We start from the raw sequence: 15,011 nt of genomic DNA, 5'->3' as shown, positions 1-15,011 counted from the left end.
AACGGGCTTCTTGCTTTCAAATTGGCATGCAAAAAAGGTATAATGAATGATATATAGAACAGTCGTTTGGTATGGAAAGGCGCATGGAAATAAAGCGCCTTTTTCAGTTTTTATCATCAATAAAAGAGATAGATATTTTAAGAGAGAAAGGGGTAGTAAGATGTCTGTACGTTTAGTACTGGGGCGGTCGGGGAGCGGGAAGACCGAGATGATCATTAAGGAAATCAAGGACAGGCTCATCTCGGACCCGCAGGGGGAACCGATTGTTTATCTTGTCCCTGAACAAATGTCATTCCTTTCCGAATACAGATTGTCCACTGACCCTGAACTTGGCGGCATGATCAGGACGCAGGTTTTCAGCTTTCCGCGCCTGGCATGGAGAATCCTGCAGGAAACAGGGGGATACACTCGCCAGCATTTGGACAGCGTCGGGATCAGCATGATGATCCGCAAAATTATTGAGGACAAAAAGGACGAGCTGAAAATCTTCCAAAAGGCAGCGGATAAGAATGGGTTTGTCCAGCAGATGGAACAAATGCTGATCGAGTTCAAACGCTATGCAATCAATCCGGATGAGCTCGCCGGAAAAATGGAGGAAAGCTCAGCAGGCAATAAAGCGCTGAAGGATAAAATCCATGATCTTGAGCTGGTATACCGACAATTTGAAGACGAATTATTCGGCAAATATATAGATTCAGAGGATTACTTTAAACTGCTGGCCGAGAAAATCCCGGCCTCGCAATATTTGAAAAATGCAGAAGTATACATTGATGGTTTTTACAGTTTCACGCCCCTTGAATTGATGATCATTGACCAGCTGATGAACACTTGTAAAAGAGTGACCATCGCGCTGCCAGTCGACAAGGGATTCAAAGATGGTCAGCCTGACGAACTGCATTTATTCAGGATAACAGGAGAAACCTGTTCAACTCTGTATGACATGATAAAAGCAAAAGGCTACGAGCTTGAAGAAGAGATTGTGCTGACGGAACAGAGGCGCTGGCATGATGAATCCTTAAAGCATCTAGAAAGAGAGTTCGATTCCAGGCCTGCCGTCAGATACAACGGGGGGGCCGCAATCCATATTGCCCAGGCAGCCAACAGAAGGGCGGAACTTGAAGGGGTAGCCCGAAAGATCCTAGGTCTGGCAAGGGATAATGGTTACCGTTACCGCGATATTGCCGTACTGATGAGAGGCAGCGAATACCGTGAAGTGCTTGAAACGATATTTGACGATTATGGACTGCCTTACTTTATCGACCAGAAGCGGAATATGCTCCATCACCCATTGATTGAGCTAGTCCGTTCCAGCCTTGAAACAGTTTTGGGGAGCTGGCGCTATGAGCCGATTTTCCGGGCTGTAAAAACGGACCTGCTGTTCCCTGATGGCGTGAATCTGAACAAGATGCGCGAACAGATGGATGTACTGGAGAATTATGTTCTTGCATATGGCATCCAGGGAGATAAATGGACAAAAAAAGAACGCTGGAAATACCGGAGGATCCGCGGCCTGGAGTATGACGGTTTGGCCCAGACAGATTTAGAAAAACAGACAGAGCAAGAACTGAATGACCTGAGGCTGCTTATTACTTCTCCGCTGCTGAGGATGGCTCGCCGCCTGAAGCGTGCTGACACTGGAAGGAAGCTTTCGGAAGCAGTCTATCTATTTATGGAAGAGCTTGATATCCCGGCGAAGCTTGAAGCCTGGAGAATGTCGGCAGAGGGAGAAGGAAGGCTGGTAGATGCGAGGGAGCATGAGCAAGCCTGGAACGCAGTGGTCAACCTTCTTGACCAGTTCGTCGAGATGCTAGGTGACACGACGGTTGCGCCAAAACAGTTCGTTTCGATTCTTGACGCTGGTTTTGAATCACTCAGATTCTCGCTGATTCCACCGGCAATTGACCAGATACTGATTGCCGACATTGAAAAGACGCGGCTTGCCGATGTTAAAGTCGCATTCGTCATCGGCGTCAACGAAGGGGTCCTGCCGGCGAAGATGACGGAGGAAGGAATTTTTGCAGATGATGACCGGGAGCTTTTGCAGTCAAAAGGATTAAAGCTAGCTCCGGGCAGCCGTACGAAGCTTCTGGACGAAAACTTCATCGCTTATAAAGCATTCGTTACGCCGTCAGAACAACTGTATATCAGTTATCCAATCGCCAATGAAGAAGGGAAGGCTTTGATGCCATCCTCATTCATCAAGAGGATCTCTGACCTATTCCCTGAACATCAAACGCATTTCTATCTGCCGGATCCCTCGGAATTGCCGGAAGAGGAGCAATTAGAATACGCTGCTGGTGAAAATGTAGCCTTGTCTTATCTGACTTCCCAGCTTCAATTGAATAAGCGTAATTATCCTGTCTATGATTTTTGGTGGGATGTGTATGATTACTATATAAAGAATCATCAATGGTCAGATACAGCACGCAAGGTTCTTTCAAGCTTATTTTACGAAAACAGGACAAAACAGTTGTCCGAATCACTCACGAAGGAGCTTTATGGTGACGAAATCCAGGCGAGTGTTTCAAGGATGGAACTGTTCAACAGCTGTCCATTCTCGCATTTTGTCCAGCATGGCCTGAAGCTGCGTGACCGCCAGATTTTCCGCCTTGAAGCGCCTGATATTGGGGATCTTTTCCACGCTGCGCTTAAGGAGATTGCCGAGACCGTCATGCAGCAAAACCTCAGCTGGGCCCAGCTTACAAGAGCCCAGGCTGAAGAGCTTGCAAGGGATGCTGTCCAAAAGCTGGCTCCTAAATTGCAGAATGAGATCCTGCTGAGCTCGAACAGGCATCATTATATCAGACAGAAGCTTCAGAATATCATTAGCCGCGCGTCGCTCGTATTAAGTGAGCATGCAAAGGTGAGCGGATTTTCACCAGTAGGCCTGGAGCTAGGCTTCGGCCGACAGGGAAAACTGCCTCCGCTTGCTTTTTCGCTTAAAAATGGCACCAGGATGGAACTGATGGGCCGGATTGACCGCGTCGATAAAGCAGAGGATGACCAGGGAGTGTACCTGAGGGTCGTCGACTATAAATCCAGCGTGAAGGATGTCAATTTGACAGAGGTATATTATGGTGTGGCCCTTCAAATGCTTACCTATCTGGACATCATCATCACTCATTCGCCATTGTTGGTCGGCAAGACTGCTGACCCGGCTGGAGTCCTGTATTTCCATGTCCATAACCCTATTGTCAACGCACCCAAAATGCTGACTCTTGATGAAATTGAAGAGGAAATCCTTAAACGCTTCAAAATGAATGGATTGCTGCTCAGTGATGAGAATGTCATCAGACTGATGGACAAGGGACTGGAGACAGGGAGTTCCCAGATTATTTCCGCAGGTTTTAAAAAGGATGGAAGCCTGTTGAAAAGCTCGAAAGTGGCCAGCAAGGAAGACTTTGACCATTTGCGGCAATTCGTCCGCCATAAGTATGTAGAGACCGGAAACAGGATTGTCAGCGGAATCGTCGATGTGGCCCCGTATAAGCTAAAGGACAGGGCACCATGTACATTCTGTTCTTTCAAGCCAGTCTGCCAGTTTGACCTGGGAGTGGAATCGAATGATTTCAGGAAACTTCCAGTCATTAAAAAGGAAGACTTGTTGGAGTCGCTCCGGCAGGATCAAAATATGAAGGCAAACGATGGATTGCCAGGAGTAAATGATCGATTAGAAGAAATCAGGAAACTGGATATTCTTGCATCAATCGGGGAGGAGGAAGAGGATCTTGGCTAAAATGAATATACCGCCTATACCGGAAGGGGCAACCTGGACGGAAGATCAGTGGAAGGCAATCATGGCCTCGGGGCAGGACATCCTAGTCGCAGCGGCAGCAGGTTCGGGCAAAACTGCTGTGCTTGTTGAGCGGATCATCAAGAAAATAACTTCGGAAACCGATTCGATTAATGTCGATGAACTGCTCGTCGTGACATTCACGAATGCATCCGCGGCTGAAATGCGCCACAGGATAGGAGAAGCACTGGAAAAAGCGATCGACAGCAATCCGGCATCGACTCATTTGAAAAAGCAGCTTAGCCTGCTGAACAGAGCGTCGATTTCAACACTTCACTCCTTCTGTCTTGAAGTGATCAGAAAATATTATTACATGATTGATGTCGACCCTGGTTTCAGGATTGCAGATGAAACAGAAGGTCAGCTGCTTAGGGACGAAGTGATGGAGGATCTGTTCGAGGAAGAATACGGAAAGTCAGACAACCAGCCTTTTTTCAACCTGGTAGATGCGTTCACGAATGACCGCAGCGATGAAGGATTGAAGGATATCATTGCCGACCTGTTTGATTTCGCCAGATCCAATCCTTCGCCTGATGCATATCTTGATTCAATCGTTTCCATGTACGACGCAGCAGGCAGTGCAGCGATGGAGGATCTTCCTTTCATGAAGGTGCTCGTTGCGGATATTGAGCTTCAGCTCCAGGGAGCGAAACAGCTTCTGGAAAAAGGGATGGAGATCGCCAGAATGCCTGGAGGGCCTGCGCCAAGGGCTGTTAATTTTACAGAAGACCTGCATGTGATTGATACCTTGCTTGCTGCAAAGGACAGATCATGGGCAGAGCTTTATGAGGCGATCCAGCTAGCCAATTTTGGCAGGGCAAAAACATGCCGCGGTGATGATTTCGACAAGGATCTTGTAGACAAGGCAGCCAAGCTTAGGGACCGGGCAAAGAAAATCGTCCAGGATTTGCGAGGGGAACTCTTTTCGCGCAAGCCCGAAAGCTTCCTGAAGGATATGCAGGAAATGAAGCCGCTGGTCGCTGTCCTGATTGATCTTGTAAAAGAATTCTCGAGCAGGTTTGGAGAAGTGAAGCAGGAGCGCGGCCTCGTCGATTTCTCGGATCTTGAGCATTATACACTGGATATCCTGTCAGCTGAATCGGAAGCGGAGGTAGTAGGAGCTAAACCTTCTGAAGCAGCTCTCGCATATAGAGTTAAATTCAAAGAAGTCCTTGTGGACGAATACCAGGATACAAACATGGTGCAGGAAGCGATTCTCCAGCTTGTGACAGCTGAAGGGGAAGAATCAGGCAATCTGTTCATGGTTGGCGATGTTAAGCAATCCATCTACAAATTCCGTCTTGCTGAGCCTAATCTGTTCCTTGGAAAGTACAACAGATTCACATCCAGCGGAGAAGGAACAGGGTTGAAAATAGATTTGGCCAAAAACTTCCGGAGCCGCAGAGAGGTGCTTGACGGAACGAATTATTTATTCAAGCAAATCATGGGGATCAAGGTTGGCGAGATTCATTATGATGAAAATGCCGAGCTGAAAAAAGGTGCGCCATATCCTGAGGATGACGAGTTCCCAGTGGAGCTGCTCTTGATTGATAAAAGTGAGGGTGAATCTGCAGAAACAGAGTCTGGCGAAGATAATGAAACGGCAGCAGGTGAATTCGACGCAGACGACATGGAACAATCCCAGCTCGAAGCAAGGCTGATGGCCAAGCATATTAAGGAAATGGTAGAAGAGCGCCGGGGCGTATACAATCCAAAGACAAAGACATCAAAGCCGGTCAACTACCGTGATATCGTCATTCTCCTCCGCTCGATGACCTGGGCGCCGCAAATCATGGAGGAGTTCAAACAGCAGGGAATCCCGATTTATGCGAATTTGTCTACTGGGTATTTCCAGGCAACTGAGGTCGCAATCATGCTTTCTTTGTTGAAAGTGATCGACAATCCTTACCAGGATATTCCGCTGGCGGCTGTCCTGAGGTCCCCGATTGTCGGGCTGGATGAAGAAGAGCTTGCCATCATCAGGGTCAGCCAGAAACGAGGTTCCTTCTATGAGGCATTGACAGCATTCTGCCTGCAAAAGCCAGTACCGGAAAATGAAGGTTTGCACGAGAAGACAAGTCGATTTTTCGAAAGCTTAAAGAGATGGAGAACTTCGGCAAGGCAGGGTTCTGTTTCGGATTTGATCTGGCAATTGTACAGGGAAACCCGTTTCTTCGATTTTGCCGGCGGGATGCCAGGAGGCAAGCAGCGCCAGGCAAACCTGCGTGCACTATATGATCGCGCAAGACAATATGAAGCCACAAGTTTCCGCGGCCTGTTCCGCTTTTTGCGCTTTATTGAGCGGATGAGGGAACGCGGCGATGACCTTGGGGCTGCTAGAGCACTTGGAGAGCAGGAAGATGTCGTCCGGATCATGACGATCCACAGCAGCAAGGGTCTAGAGTTCCCGGTCGTCTTCGTTGCCGGGCTTGCTCGGAATTTCAATACGATGGACCTGAAGAAATTCTACATGCTCGACAAAGAGTTTGGCTTCGCAGCAAAATATATCAATCCTGAAAAGCGGATATCCCTCCCATCTCTGCCGCAGTTAGCCTTCAAGCGCAAGAAAAAGATGGAGATGCTGGCAGAGGAAATGCGGGTATTATATGTTGCCTTGACACGGGCAAAGGAAAAGCTCTACTTGATCGGCTCGGTCAAGGATGCCGAAAAAACGATCAGCAAATGGCAGGACGAGGCAAGCCATCCGGAGTGGCTGCTGGATGAATATTTAAGAGCGTCAGCTTCAGGCTATATCGATTGGATTGGACCTGCAGTGATCCGCCATCGAGATTGTGTTGATATCAGGGAAGGTGAGGAAACCCTTCATCCAGAATTGGGTGAGGAGATTACATTCCATCCTTCCCGCTGGAAAATCGAAAGCATTAAAGCAGAGGCAATCGCTTCATATGGTGAGGAAAAAACCGAAGAGCAAGAAAGCTTTATGGACCTTGTAGCAGCAGGAAAACCTGTAAACAAGGAATCAGGACTGGCAGAGACAGTGAAAAGTCAGCTTTCTTGGAACTATCATTTCAAGGAAGCAGCAAACCACCGTTCCAAGCAGTCAGTTACTGAGCTGAAGCGCAATCACGAAACCAGGGATGAAGAGAGCGGAACACAGATTGTCCGGAGGTTTTCAAAACCAATCCTCAATAGGCCGAGATTCATGCAGGAGAAGAAACTTACACCTGCAGAACGCGGAACCGCGATGCATATGGTCATGCAGCATATCGATCTGAACTACCCTGTAACGGAAGCCTCTCTGGAACTGCAGCTGGACAGGATGGTAGAGAAGGAGCTGCTTTTCCCTGAGCAACGGGATGCTGTGGATAAAAAATGGATACTTGCCTTTTTTGAAACTGATATCGGCAAGCGACTGGTTACTGCTGAAAAAGTCAGCCGTGAAGTTCCATTTTATCTGTCATTGCCGTCAAAAGAAGTATATCCAGATTGGCAGGGAGAAAACGAGCCGATCTTTATCCAAGGGGTAGTCGACTGCATATTCCAGGATGAAAAAGGGACAGTCCTGCTTGATTTTAAAACGGATGGCATTCACGACCGCTACAAAGGCGGTTTTGAGCAGGCAAAGCCGATTCTCGAGGAACGTTATCGAATCCAAATCAGCTTGTATGGCAAAGCAATCGAACAGGTGTGGAAGCAGCCGGTTGAGGAGAAGTACTTATATTTCTTCGACGGCGGTCATCTGCTGGAACTGGATCAACTATAAAGGATTGTTAAAAACCGGCGGGTTGTGAATAATAACCCTGCCGGTTTTTTTGGGTTTGGCTTTGAAAAGTGTCCGATAGAGGGCTGTATTGGACAAACGTAAGGCGAAGAAAGAGAAAAGTGTCCGATAGAAAAGAGCCTATAGGTTACTCAGAAAAGATGAACCAATATATATTGGATCCAAAACCGTAAAAACCCGTGTGTAATGGTGCACCTACCAAGGTAAAAAGATTTTAAGAGTAAAGAAACTTTTTTTTCAAAGAAAGCACTTTATGCCAAAATTCATTCTGATAGGTGGGATCACCCGAGTGGCAAAGAAAAAGAAGTCCGGCACATGCGAATTATGCGGCAGGCAGGATGTTGAGGTGACCATTCACCATCTGGTTCCTAAAGAACTGGGAGGCACTTTCATGCCAACTGCCGATCTGTGCATCCCTTGCCATAAACAGATTCATGCTCTGTTCACGAATGATGAGCTTGCAGCGGATTTGAACACAATTGAGCGTCTTCGCTCCCATCCTGAATTGGGGAAATTTTTGAAATGGATAAAAAAGCAGCCTTCTACAAGGCTGCCGAAAATTTCAAAATCTAATGCGCGAAAAAGAAATAAACACTAGTTATTTCCCACAGTCGGCTGGTCAATCAAGTTGGCATCAAGGACATTGCTGGCGCTTAATCCATTATATGTGACGATAAATCCTCCAGTATTGAATCCACCCTGCCCAGCGACTGTTTTTGAATTGCTTTTTGGCGAGATGAACAGCGTGTCGCCAAACTGCACCGTCCCGCCGCCTACATTCAATATTTGCACAGGACCTATTATTGCTGGCATTGAAAACATCCTTTTCTGCTTTTGTTTAGTTATTTATGCTCATTGCCGTCGTAAAACCGGATATAGACTAGAAACTCCATACTAAATCTATATGCCTTCCCCACTTGAGTTGTTATTACGGGGCAAAAGCTGACGTATATGCTTAACCCGGGCTTCCATGGAAATATTGTGGCTGTTTCCAAGATGCACTAAAGACGAGGAAGAGGTTCCCAGGATATCAATGTTCCGAACCTTCAATACAGGGTTGAGGTTCTGGGAAGAGAAAATAACACTTTCTTCTTCTGCTGGTTGAAATGGGATTGTTTCTGAAAAAATTGGATAGACGTTGTAATTCCCTTCATTATCAAAAAATATCTCAGCCTCTCTTTGTACGGCCAAAGCCCTGGAAACCGCCTGTATTTGTTGCGAATCACCTATTTGGAAAATCGAGGAGAAGGATACCGAGTCAATTTTTATGTGATCAACACATGTTATTCTCCGAAGCATAGCGATCACGATATATCCGGCGACAGAGGGACAAATGGACCGACAATCAACGACTCTGCAGGTGTATCAAAGGTTGCTGCCAGCTGGATTGTATCAGCATCCCCAACCATCAGCAGCGAGGAACTTGAAACACCTATGATCCTGATGTCGCCGACACAAATATCACGGTTATAAACTTGGAAATTCATTAAGAACGTCCTTCCTTTACATTATCCGGCAGGTTTTTCAGGAACAGGAATACACCATTCTGGATTTCCTGCTTAATCAAATCAATCACCCGTTCATTCAGCTGAGGGCTAAGTTCCGTACCTCTTTCATTCGAGGATTGTTCTTTTAAATGCTGAGCCACTCTGCCAGACAACTGTTTTTTGATATCATTTTTTATAAACTCGAAATAGGAATCATCTACACTGATTCCCAGCTCCGCCTGGGCACCTCGGTAAATGTTCTCCAGTTCCGATTCTAGATATTGGTCTATTGCTGTTTCAATCTCGATTGTCCTTTTAAATAACTGCTTTGGCGGAATCGGTACATTCACAGCCTTTTGATCTACGGTAAAATCGTCAATTCCATCCATGTCCGTTGGGTTTAAACCAATATTTAAAGTTCCCTCAAGGGTTTCCACTTTTAACTGGTCGAACTTATACTCGATATTTCCGATTTGAACCGGAGGCCGCTCCTTCAGTGCAGCAATTTCCTGCTGCAGTTCGGAAATCATTTCCTCCAATCTTGCAGTCTTTCTGCTCTGGTGCTCCACATATAAATGCAGCTTCTTTATATAATGATAAAATTCCGCATTCAAAATGAATCACCTCGAATCGGCCGATTTTTAAAACATCCCTAACTACGTGGAACAGGGGCCTGCAAAGGGACTGCAGGGGCTTCAAGTGTACCGCCTGGCATATCTCCCATGCCAGTGCTGATTTCTGTGGGGTGGACCGCCTCTGGCGCAGGAGCTGTAAATCCACCGGTGTTATAAAGATAGGAAACTGGCTTGATCATTCCTGCACTGCCAATTTGCAGTACAGAAGAGTTTGTGATTCCATCAATCCTCAGAAGGTTGATTTTGATGGATTGTTGTATATAAAAATTCATTCGACTCACCCGCATTATACATTCAGATAGTTTCCTTGATCGACGGCATCCTGATCATAGGTATTCGTTGAGCTCTGGTTATTGTACACGGTCAATCCATCTCCGGTATTGAATGAGCCAGCTCCGGAAAATGTTTTTGCATTGGAAACCGGGCTTATCCTGTAAACATCGCCTATATGGAAAACGGAGCTGTTCCCAATGGAAATGACCTGTGCGACTCCAACAATTGCTGGCATAAGCAACACCCTTTAATAAGATTTCTCTATTATCCTATGTGCCCAGAAGCAGAATGTGATTAAAATGCCTATTCGGTTTAACAGGTTCTTTTCACAATCAATGGTCATCAGGGATTGATACAAGAGTTTTGCAGCAAAGCCTTAGAGAAAATACATGTTATATAACAGTTAAAAAGTTATATAACAGGTGGAGTAATATGTTAATATATTTATATATTTAGAATTATAAAATTATTCTACAGGAGGCAGATTATGAACGTTCCATTGCTTTTGAACCAGTTTCTAGATCGTGCGGTGTCACTATACGGCGATACGAAAGCCATTTTTTCCGAAGATCGGGCACTTACATATTCTGAGTTGAATGATAGGGTGAACAGACTTTCCGATGGTTTAAGAAAGCTGGGGGTGTGCAAAGGCGACCGGATTGCCTATCTTGCACCAAATTCGATTGAGATGCTTGAAGGTTTTTATGGTGTATTCCAGCTGGGCGGAGTCATGGTCCCATTGAACATCCGCCTGAAGCCTGATGATTATTTGTTCATCCTTAACCACAGTGAATCAAAGGTTTTGTTCGTGGACCAGGATTTATATCATTTGATCCAGCCAATCAAGGATCAGCTCGAAAGCGTTCAGCATATTATTGTCCATTACAAGGAAAATAGCCTGGATGAAATCAATTATGACGAATGGCTTTCACAGCAATCTGCTGAAACTTTTAAACGTGAAGAAATCGAAGAAAATGATGTCTGCAGTCTCCTGTATACAAGCGGTACGACCGGAAATCCAAAAGGAGTCATGCTCACTCACCGGAATAATTATCTCCACGCGCTGAGCACGATGCACCATTTACGAGTCAGCGATGAGGATGTCCTCCTGCATGTCCTGCCAATGTTCCATGTCAATGGCTGGGGATCGCCATTTTATTACACAGCGAACGGCGCTTCACAAGTATGTCTGCGAAAAACGACGCCCGAGACAATTTTCAACGCGCTGGAAAAACATAAAGTCAGCGTCATGCATATGGCTCCAACTGTGTTGAATGCGCTGCTGCAGTATTTTGAAAAGAATGTCCCGACCATCGAACAGCAGGTACGGGTAGTCATCGCTGGTTCTGCACCGCCGCCGGCTTTCGTCACCCGGGTGGAAAAAGAACTGGGCTGGGAGTTCATCCAGGTGTACGGGATGACGGAATCCTCACCGTTAAGCACGATTTCAACGATCAGGTCGCATTTGAAGAAGCTGCCTTTGAATGAACAATACCGAATGAAAGCAAAAGCAGGCGTATCCATGATTGGCAGCCAGGTAAAAGTCGTGAATGAGCATGGGGAAGAAGTTGCCCATGATGGCAGGGAAATTGGAGAAGTTATAACCCGAAGCAATGGAGTCATGAAAGGCTACTGGAAAAATGAAGAGGCGACGATGGAAACGATCCGTAATGGCTGGCTTCATACCGGGGACATGGCAACCGTCGATGGATACGGTAACATTGATATCGTCGACCGCAAGAAAGATGTTATCATCAGTGGCGGCGAAAATATTTCCTCCATCGAAGTCGAGGGTGTCTTGTATGATCATCCGTCGGTCCTTGAAGCGGCAGTCATTGCCGTTCCTCATGAAAAATGGGGTGAGACTCCGCATGCCTATATTGTGCTGCGAGAAAATGAGCAAGTCACAGAACAGGAACTCATTGCTTTTTCCAGAGAAAAGCTTGCCCATTTCAAAGCAATTACAGGAGTGACTTTTGTAAAAGAACTGCCGAAAACGGCTTCCGGGAAAATCCAGAAAGTTCATTTGCGTAACGAATATTGGGAAAGCAATGGAAAGACTGGCAGATTTGTAAACTAATAGGCCTGGGGGGATGCCTTGCTATTGGCATCCTTTTTTTTATTGTAGTACAAGAATTTATATACACTTTGAGATTGGTACAGCTGCAGCGGGGGTGCTTCTGCACATTTAGTTTGGTAGGAATTTATATAATAATTTAGTTGTAAATATTACATGTTTTTTCTTAATCCAGCTCCAGCGCCTAGCCCCTCGAGTCGCTTCGGTCCGCCCAATGAAGTCAAAGAACGACTACACCGGTCAGCCCTCCAGCGCTTGTCGGGGCTGACCAAGGCGCTTGCGCTTTTTGTTCAGTTACCTTTGGCATGTTGTTTTATTGTGTGATATACATAGATTAGATGTTAACTATTAGGATGGAAAGAGGGAGAAAATGGAGATTAACGGACAGGTATCCGGAAATAGGGTTATTTCAATTGACCGGATGCGGGGCTTTTCATTATTGGGTATTTTTCTCGTAAATATGATTTCATTCCATTCGCCGTATTTTTATATTGATCCAGAGACATGGTGGGGTGGAAGCGAAAATTTATTTACATACCGGTTCATTGATATAATTATCCAGGCCAGCTTTTACCCGCTGTTTTCGATGCTGTTCGGATATGGTCTGGTTATTTTAAGAGAACGCACGCTTGAAAAAGGGTTAAGCTTTAACCCTCTTGCTTTAAGAAGACTTTCAATCCTTTTGTTGATTGGTATCATCCATGCATTCTTGATCTGGCCAGGTGATATTCTCATAACTTATGCAATCTGCGGTTTTGTTTTCCTTCTGTTTATTGGGTGGAGTGCGAAGAGGCTTTTTATTGCCGGATTGGGTTTATACATAGTTCCAAACATCCTCCTGTTGTTGATGCTCGGTGCAGCATCAGTTGTTGATGGCGGAGAGGGATTTTCAATGTATGACGCACAAGCTGCAGAGCAGTCGATAACCATCTATCAAACGGGCAGCTATACAGAAGTGACACATTATAGAATAACTGAATGGTATAAAAATAATAACCTTGTGGGGTTGTTCTTATATTTGATCACAATTCTTCCTTTGTTCATGATAGGAGCTGGAGCGGCAAAGCTGAAATTGTTTGAAAATGTACGTAATAAAAGAGGTAAGATTGCAGTCGCTGCGGCTGCATTCGCAGCCCTTGGCCTGTTGATAAAAGCAATTCCGTACCTGTTTGGCAAAACGATGATGACGGATTATTTGCAGGATGTTTTTGGCGGTGTATTGATCGCGATGGCTTATGCATTAATTATTGCGCTCGCTTCTGAGCTAAAACAATTTGACAGGTTCTTCTACCCGATGGAGGCTGCCGGCAGGCTCTCCATCAGCAATTACCTGATCCAGTCCATCGTTTCGACACTGATTTTTTATAGTTATGGACTAGGGTACTACGGGGATTTGTCCATTTTCTCTGGATCAATGCTGGCGCTGATCATTTACATAATGCAATTGGCATTTAGCAGCTGGTGGGTCAAAAGGTTTTACTATGGGCCGGTAGAATGGCTGTGGCGGAGTGGCACCTATTTGAAAAAGCAGCGTTTTAAAAAAGGAGAAACCTGATGGAGAAGGTCATCATTATCGGCTGCGGAGGCGCAGGGAAATCGACACTTTCCCGGAAGCTGGGAGAAATACGCAACATAAAGGTGTATCATCTTGATGCATTGTACTGGAAACCGGGCTGGGAAATGACTGCAAAGAATGAGTGGGAAACACTCATCAAGCAAGTGATTGAAAAAGATTCATGGATCATGGATGGCAACTACGGCAGCACGATTGATATGCGGGCACAAGCAGCTGACACCATCATCTTCCTTGATTATTCTGCTCCAAGGTGCCTGTATGGAGTTTTCAAAAGGAGAATCATGTACCATGGCAGGACAAGGCCGGATATGAATGAAGGCTGCCCGGAGAGACTTGATTGGGATTTTATCAAGTGGGTCGCAAAATACAAGCGTGAAAAAGCTCCTGGAATTATTGCCAAGTTAGAAGAATTCAAGCTTCAAGGAAAAGAAATATACCATTTTACAAATCCTCGTGAAACAAACAAATTCATAGAAGAGCAGTCTATTAAAGGAGGACGTTAACATGAAATTCGCTACATATAAAAATGAATCTGGTCAGTTTATTGGAATCGTTCATTCAGATGGCAGTCGCGTTCTGCCGCTTTTGGATGCCTATGAAAAAATGGGTGGTGAAAATAATCTCCCGTCTAACATGATTGAAGCCATTACACATGGTGAAGTTTTTTATCAGGAAGCGGAAAAAACAATTCAATGGGTAAGAGCGAACAATCTCGACAGCGAGCTATACATCCCGTTAGAATCGGTGGAACTGCTTGCGCCGATTCCACGCCCGGCCAAGAATATTTTCTGTGTCGGTAAAAATTACGCCGAGCATGCGATCGAAATGGGCAGCAAGGATGATATTCCTGAACATGTCATGGTCTTCACAAAGGCACCTACCACCGTTATTGCCCACGATCAGAATATCCTTGCGCACAGCGAATTGACAGAGCAATTGGACTATGAAGGCGAGCTGGCAGTCATCATTGGCAGGAAAGGCAAGGCGATTAAAAGGGAAGAGGCATTGGATTATGTGTTTGGCTATACAATCGTGAATGATGTGACAGCCCGTGACCTGCAGGCGAAGCACAAGCAGTTTTTCATCGGGAAAAGCCTTGATACAACCTGCCCGATGGGACCATGGATTGTCCATAAATCAGCACTCGCAAATCCAAATAATCTGGATATAAAGACAACCGTAAATGGAGAAGCAAGACAGGATTCCAATACGGAAAACTTCATTTTTCCGGTAGAAGAAATCATTGCAGTGCTCTCCCAGGGAATGACACTTGAGCCAGGGGATATCATTGCAACCGGAACACCAGCAGGCGTAGGCAAAGGCTTCAAGCCGCCAAGGTTCCTGAAGGCAGGAGATACCGTTGAAATTACTGTTGAAGGAATTGGGACATTACGCAACAAGGTGGAGGGCTAACTTAAGCCTGGTCGG

13 protein-coding genes are annotated in these 15,011 nt (G+C 45.7%); 7 read left to right on the top strand and 6 right to left on the bottom strand.

Annotation, left to right across the window (positions count from 1 at the left end; genetic code table 11):
- The first annotated feature begins 160 nt into the window (after positions 1-160).
- The 3 genes from addB to J7E37_RS13250 all read left to right on the top strand — a co-directional run bounded on the left by addB (position 161) and on the right by J7E37_RS13250 (position 8,133).
- Complete coding sequence (gene addB / locus J7E37_RS13260) at positions 161-3,736, top strand: helicase-exonuclease AddAB subunit AddB (RefSeq protein ID WP_215024371.1); 3,576 nt, start codon at positions 161-163, stop codon at positions 3,734-3,736.
- A 1-nt stretch (position 3,737) separates the two neighbouring features.
- Positions 3,738-7,517 carry a helicase-exonuclease AddAB subunit AddA gene (gene addA / locus J7E37_RS13255; protein WP_215024483.1) on the top strand — a complete coding sequence of 1,260 codons (3,780 nt, stop codon included), beginning with the start codon at positions 3,738-3,740 and terminating at the stop codon, positions 7,515-7,517.
- Positions 7,518-7,824: 307 nt separating this feature from the next.
- Positions 7,825-8,133: an HNH endonuclease gene (locus J7E37_RS13250; protein ID WP_483297210.1), complete on the top strand. Its 309-nt coding sequence runs from the start codon at positions 7,825-7,827 to the stop codon at positions 8,131-8,133.
- On the opposite strand, the gene J7E37_RS13245 is transcribed toward J7E37_RS13250, so the two are convergent.
- From J7E37_RS13245 to J7E37_RS13220, 6 genes are all read right to left on the bottom strand, one after another.
- Complete coding sequence (locus J7E37_RS13245; RefSeq protein WP_214776651.1) at positions 8,130-8,348, bottom strand: spore germination protein; 219 nt, start codon at positions 8,346-8,348, stop codon at positions 8,130-8,132. The genes J7E37_RS13250 and J7E37_RS13245 overlap by 4 nt on opposite strands.
- 87 nt (positions 8,349-8,435) lie before the next feature.
- Entirely contained in the window at positions 8,436-8,834 is a 399-nt protein-coding gene (locus J7E37_RS13240) for a spore germination protein GerPE (protein WP_214776649.1), read from the bottom strand.
- A gap of 5 nt (positions 8,835-8,839) precedes the next feature.
- Positions 8,840-9,022, bottom strand: coding sequence for a spore gernimation protein GerPD (locus tag J7E37_RS13235; protein ID WP_214735407.1), 183 nt, complete (start codon positions 9,020-9,022; stop codon positions 8,840-8,842).
- Entirely contained in the window at positions 9,022-9,636 is a 615-nt protein-coding gene (gene gerPC, locus J7E37_RS13230; protein WP_251009655.1) for a spore germination protein GerPC, read from the bottom strand. The genes J7E37_RS13235 and gerPC overlap by 1 nt, the downstream gene beginning before the upstream one ends.
- Positions 9,637-9,674: 38 nt before the next feature.
- Positions 9,675-9,929, bottom strand: coding sequence for a spore germination protein GerPB (locus J7E37_RS13225; RefSeq protein WP_214776647.1), 255 nt, complete (start codon positions 9,927-9,929; stop codon positions 9,675-9,677).
- Between the two features lie 14 nt (positions 9,930-9,943).
- Positions 9,944-10,165, bottom strand: coding sequence for a spore germination protein (locus J7E37_RS13220; RefSeq protein ID WP_214776645.1), 222 nt, complete (start codon positions 10,163-10,165; stop codon positions 9,944-9,946).
- A 252-nt stretch (positions 10,166-10,417) separates the two neighbouring features.
- Between J7E37_RS13220 and J7E37_RS13215 the strand changes: the two genes are divergently transcribed.
- The 4 genes from J7E37_RS13215 (at position 10,418) to J7E37_RS13200 (ending at position 14,996) form a co-directional block, all read left to right on the top strand.
- Positions 10,418-12,010, top strand: coding sequence for a long-chain-fatty-acid--CoA ligase (locus J7E37_RS13215; protein WP_215024367.1), 1,593 nt, complete (start codon positions 10,418-10,420; stop codon positions 12,008-12,010).
- Positions 12,011-12,377: 367 nt separating this feature from the next.
- Positions 12,378-13,562 (top strand): DUF418 domain-containing protein, encoded by a 1,185-nt coding sequence (locus J7E37_RS13210; RefSeq protein ID WP_215024365.1) that lies wholly within the window; start codon positions 12,378-12,380, stop codon positions 13,560-13,562.
- A complete protein-coding gene (locus J7E37_RS13205; protein WP_214776639.1) occupies positions 13,562-14,086 on the top strand; it encodes a DNA topology modulation protein in 525 nt (174 codons plus the stop codon). The genes J7E37_RS13210 and J7E37_RS13205 overlap by 1 nt, the downstream gene beginning before the upstream one ends.
- 1 nt (position 14,087) lies before the next feature.
- On the top strand, positions 14,088-14,996 hold the full coding sequence (locus J7E37_RS13200; RefSeq protein ID WP_215024363.1) for a fumarylacetoacetate hydrolase family protein: 909 nt from the start codon (positions 14,088-14,090) through the stop codon (positions 14,994-14,996).
- Positions 14,997-15,011: the final 15 nt, after the last annotated feature.

Source organism: Bacillus sp. ISL-39, assembly GCF_018613295.1.
GTDB lineage: Bacteria > Bacillota > Bacilli > Bacillales > Cytobacillaceae > Mesobacillus.
This window is presented reverse-complemented; position numbering and strand designations above follow the sequence as displayed.

Bases quoted from the DNA above. Each gene is read 5' to 3' on its own strand.
- J7E37_RS13245 (WP_214776651.1), bottom strand. From the start codon at position 8,348: ATGCCAGCAATAATAGGTCCTGTGCAAATATTGAATGTAGGCGGCGGG.
- addB (WP_215024371.1), top strand. From the start codon at position 161: ATGTCTGTACGTTTAGTACTGGGGCGGTCGGGGAGCGGGAAGACCGAG.
- J7E37_RS13205 (WP_214776639.1), top strand. From the start codon at position 13,562: ATGGAGAAGGTCATCATTATCGGCTGCGGAGGCGCAGGGAAATCGACA.
- J7E37_RS13220 (WP_214776645.1), bottom strand. From the start codon at position 10,165: ATGCCAGCAATTGTTGGAGTCGCACAGGTCATTTCCATTGGGAACAGC.
- J7E37_RS13225 (WP_214776647.1), bottom strand. From the start codon at position 9,929: ATGAATTTTTATATACAACAATCCATCAAAATCAACCTTCTGAGGATT.
- J7E37_RS13235 (WP_214735407.1), bottom strand. From the start codon at position 9,022: ATGAATTTCCAAGTTTATAACCGTGATATTTGTGTCGGCGACATCAGG.
- J7E37_RS13215 (WP_215024367.1), top strand. From the start codon at position 10,418: ATGAACGTTCCATTGCTTTTGAACCAGTTTCTAGATCGTGCGGTGTCA.
- addA (WP_215024483.1), top strand. From the start codon at position 3,738: ATGAATATACCGCCTATACCGGAAGGGGCAACCTGGACGGAAGATCAG.
- J7E37_RS13240 (WP_214776649.1), bottom strand. From the start codon at position 8,834: ATGCTTCGGAGAATAACATGTGTTGATCACATAAAAATTGACTCGGTA.
- J7E37_RS13200 (WP_215024363.1), top strand. From the start codon at position 14,088: ATGAAATTCGCTACATATAAAAATGAATCTGGTCAGTTTATTGGAATC.
- J7E37_RS13210 (WP_215024365.1), top strand. From the start codon at position 12,378: ATGGAGATTAACGGACAGGTATCCGGAAATAGGGTTATTTCAATTGAC.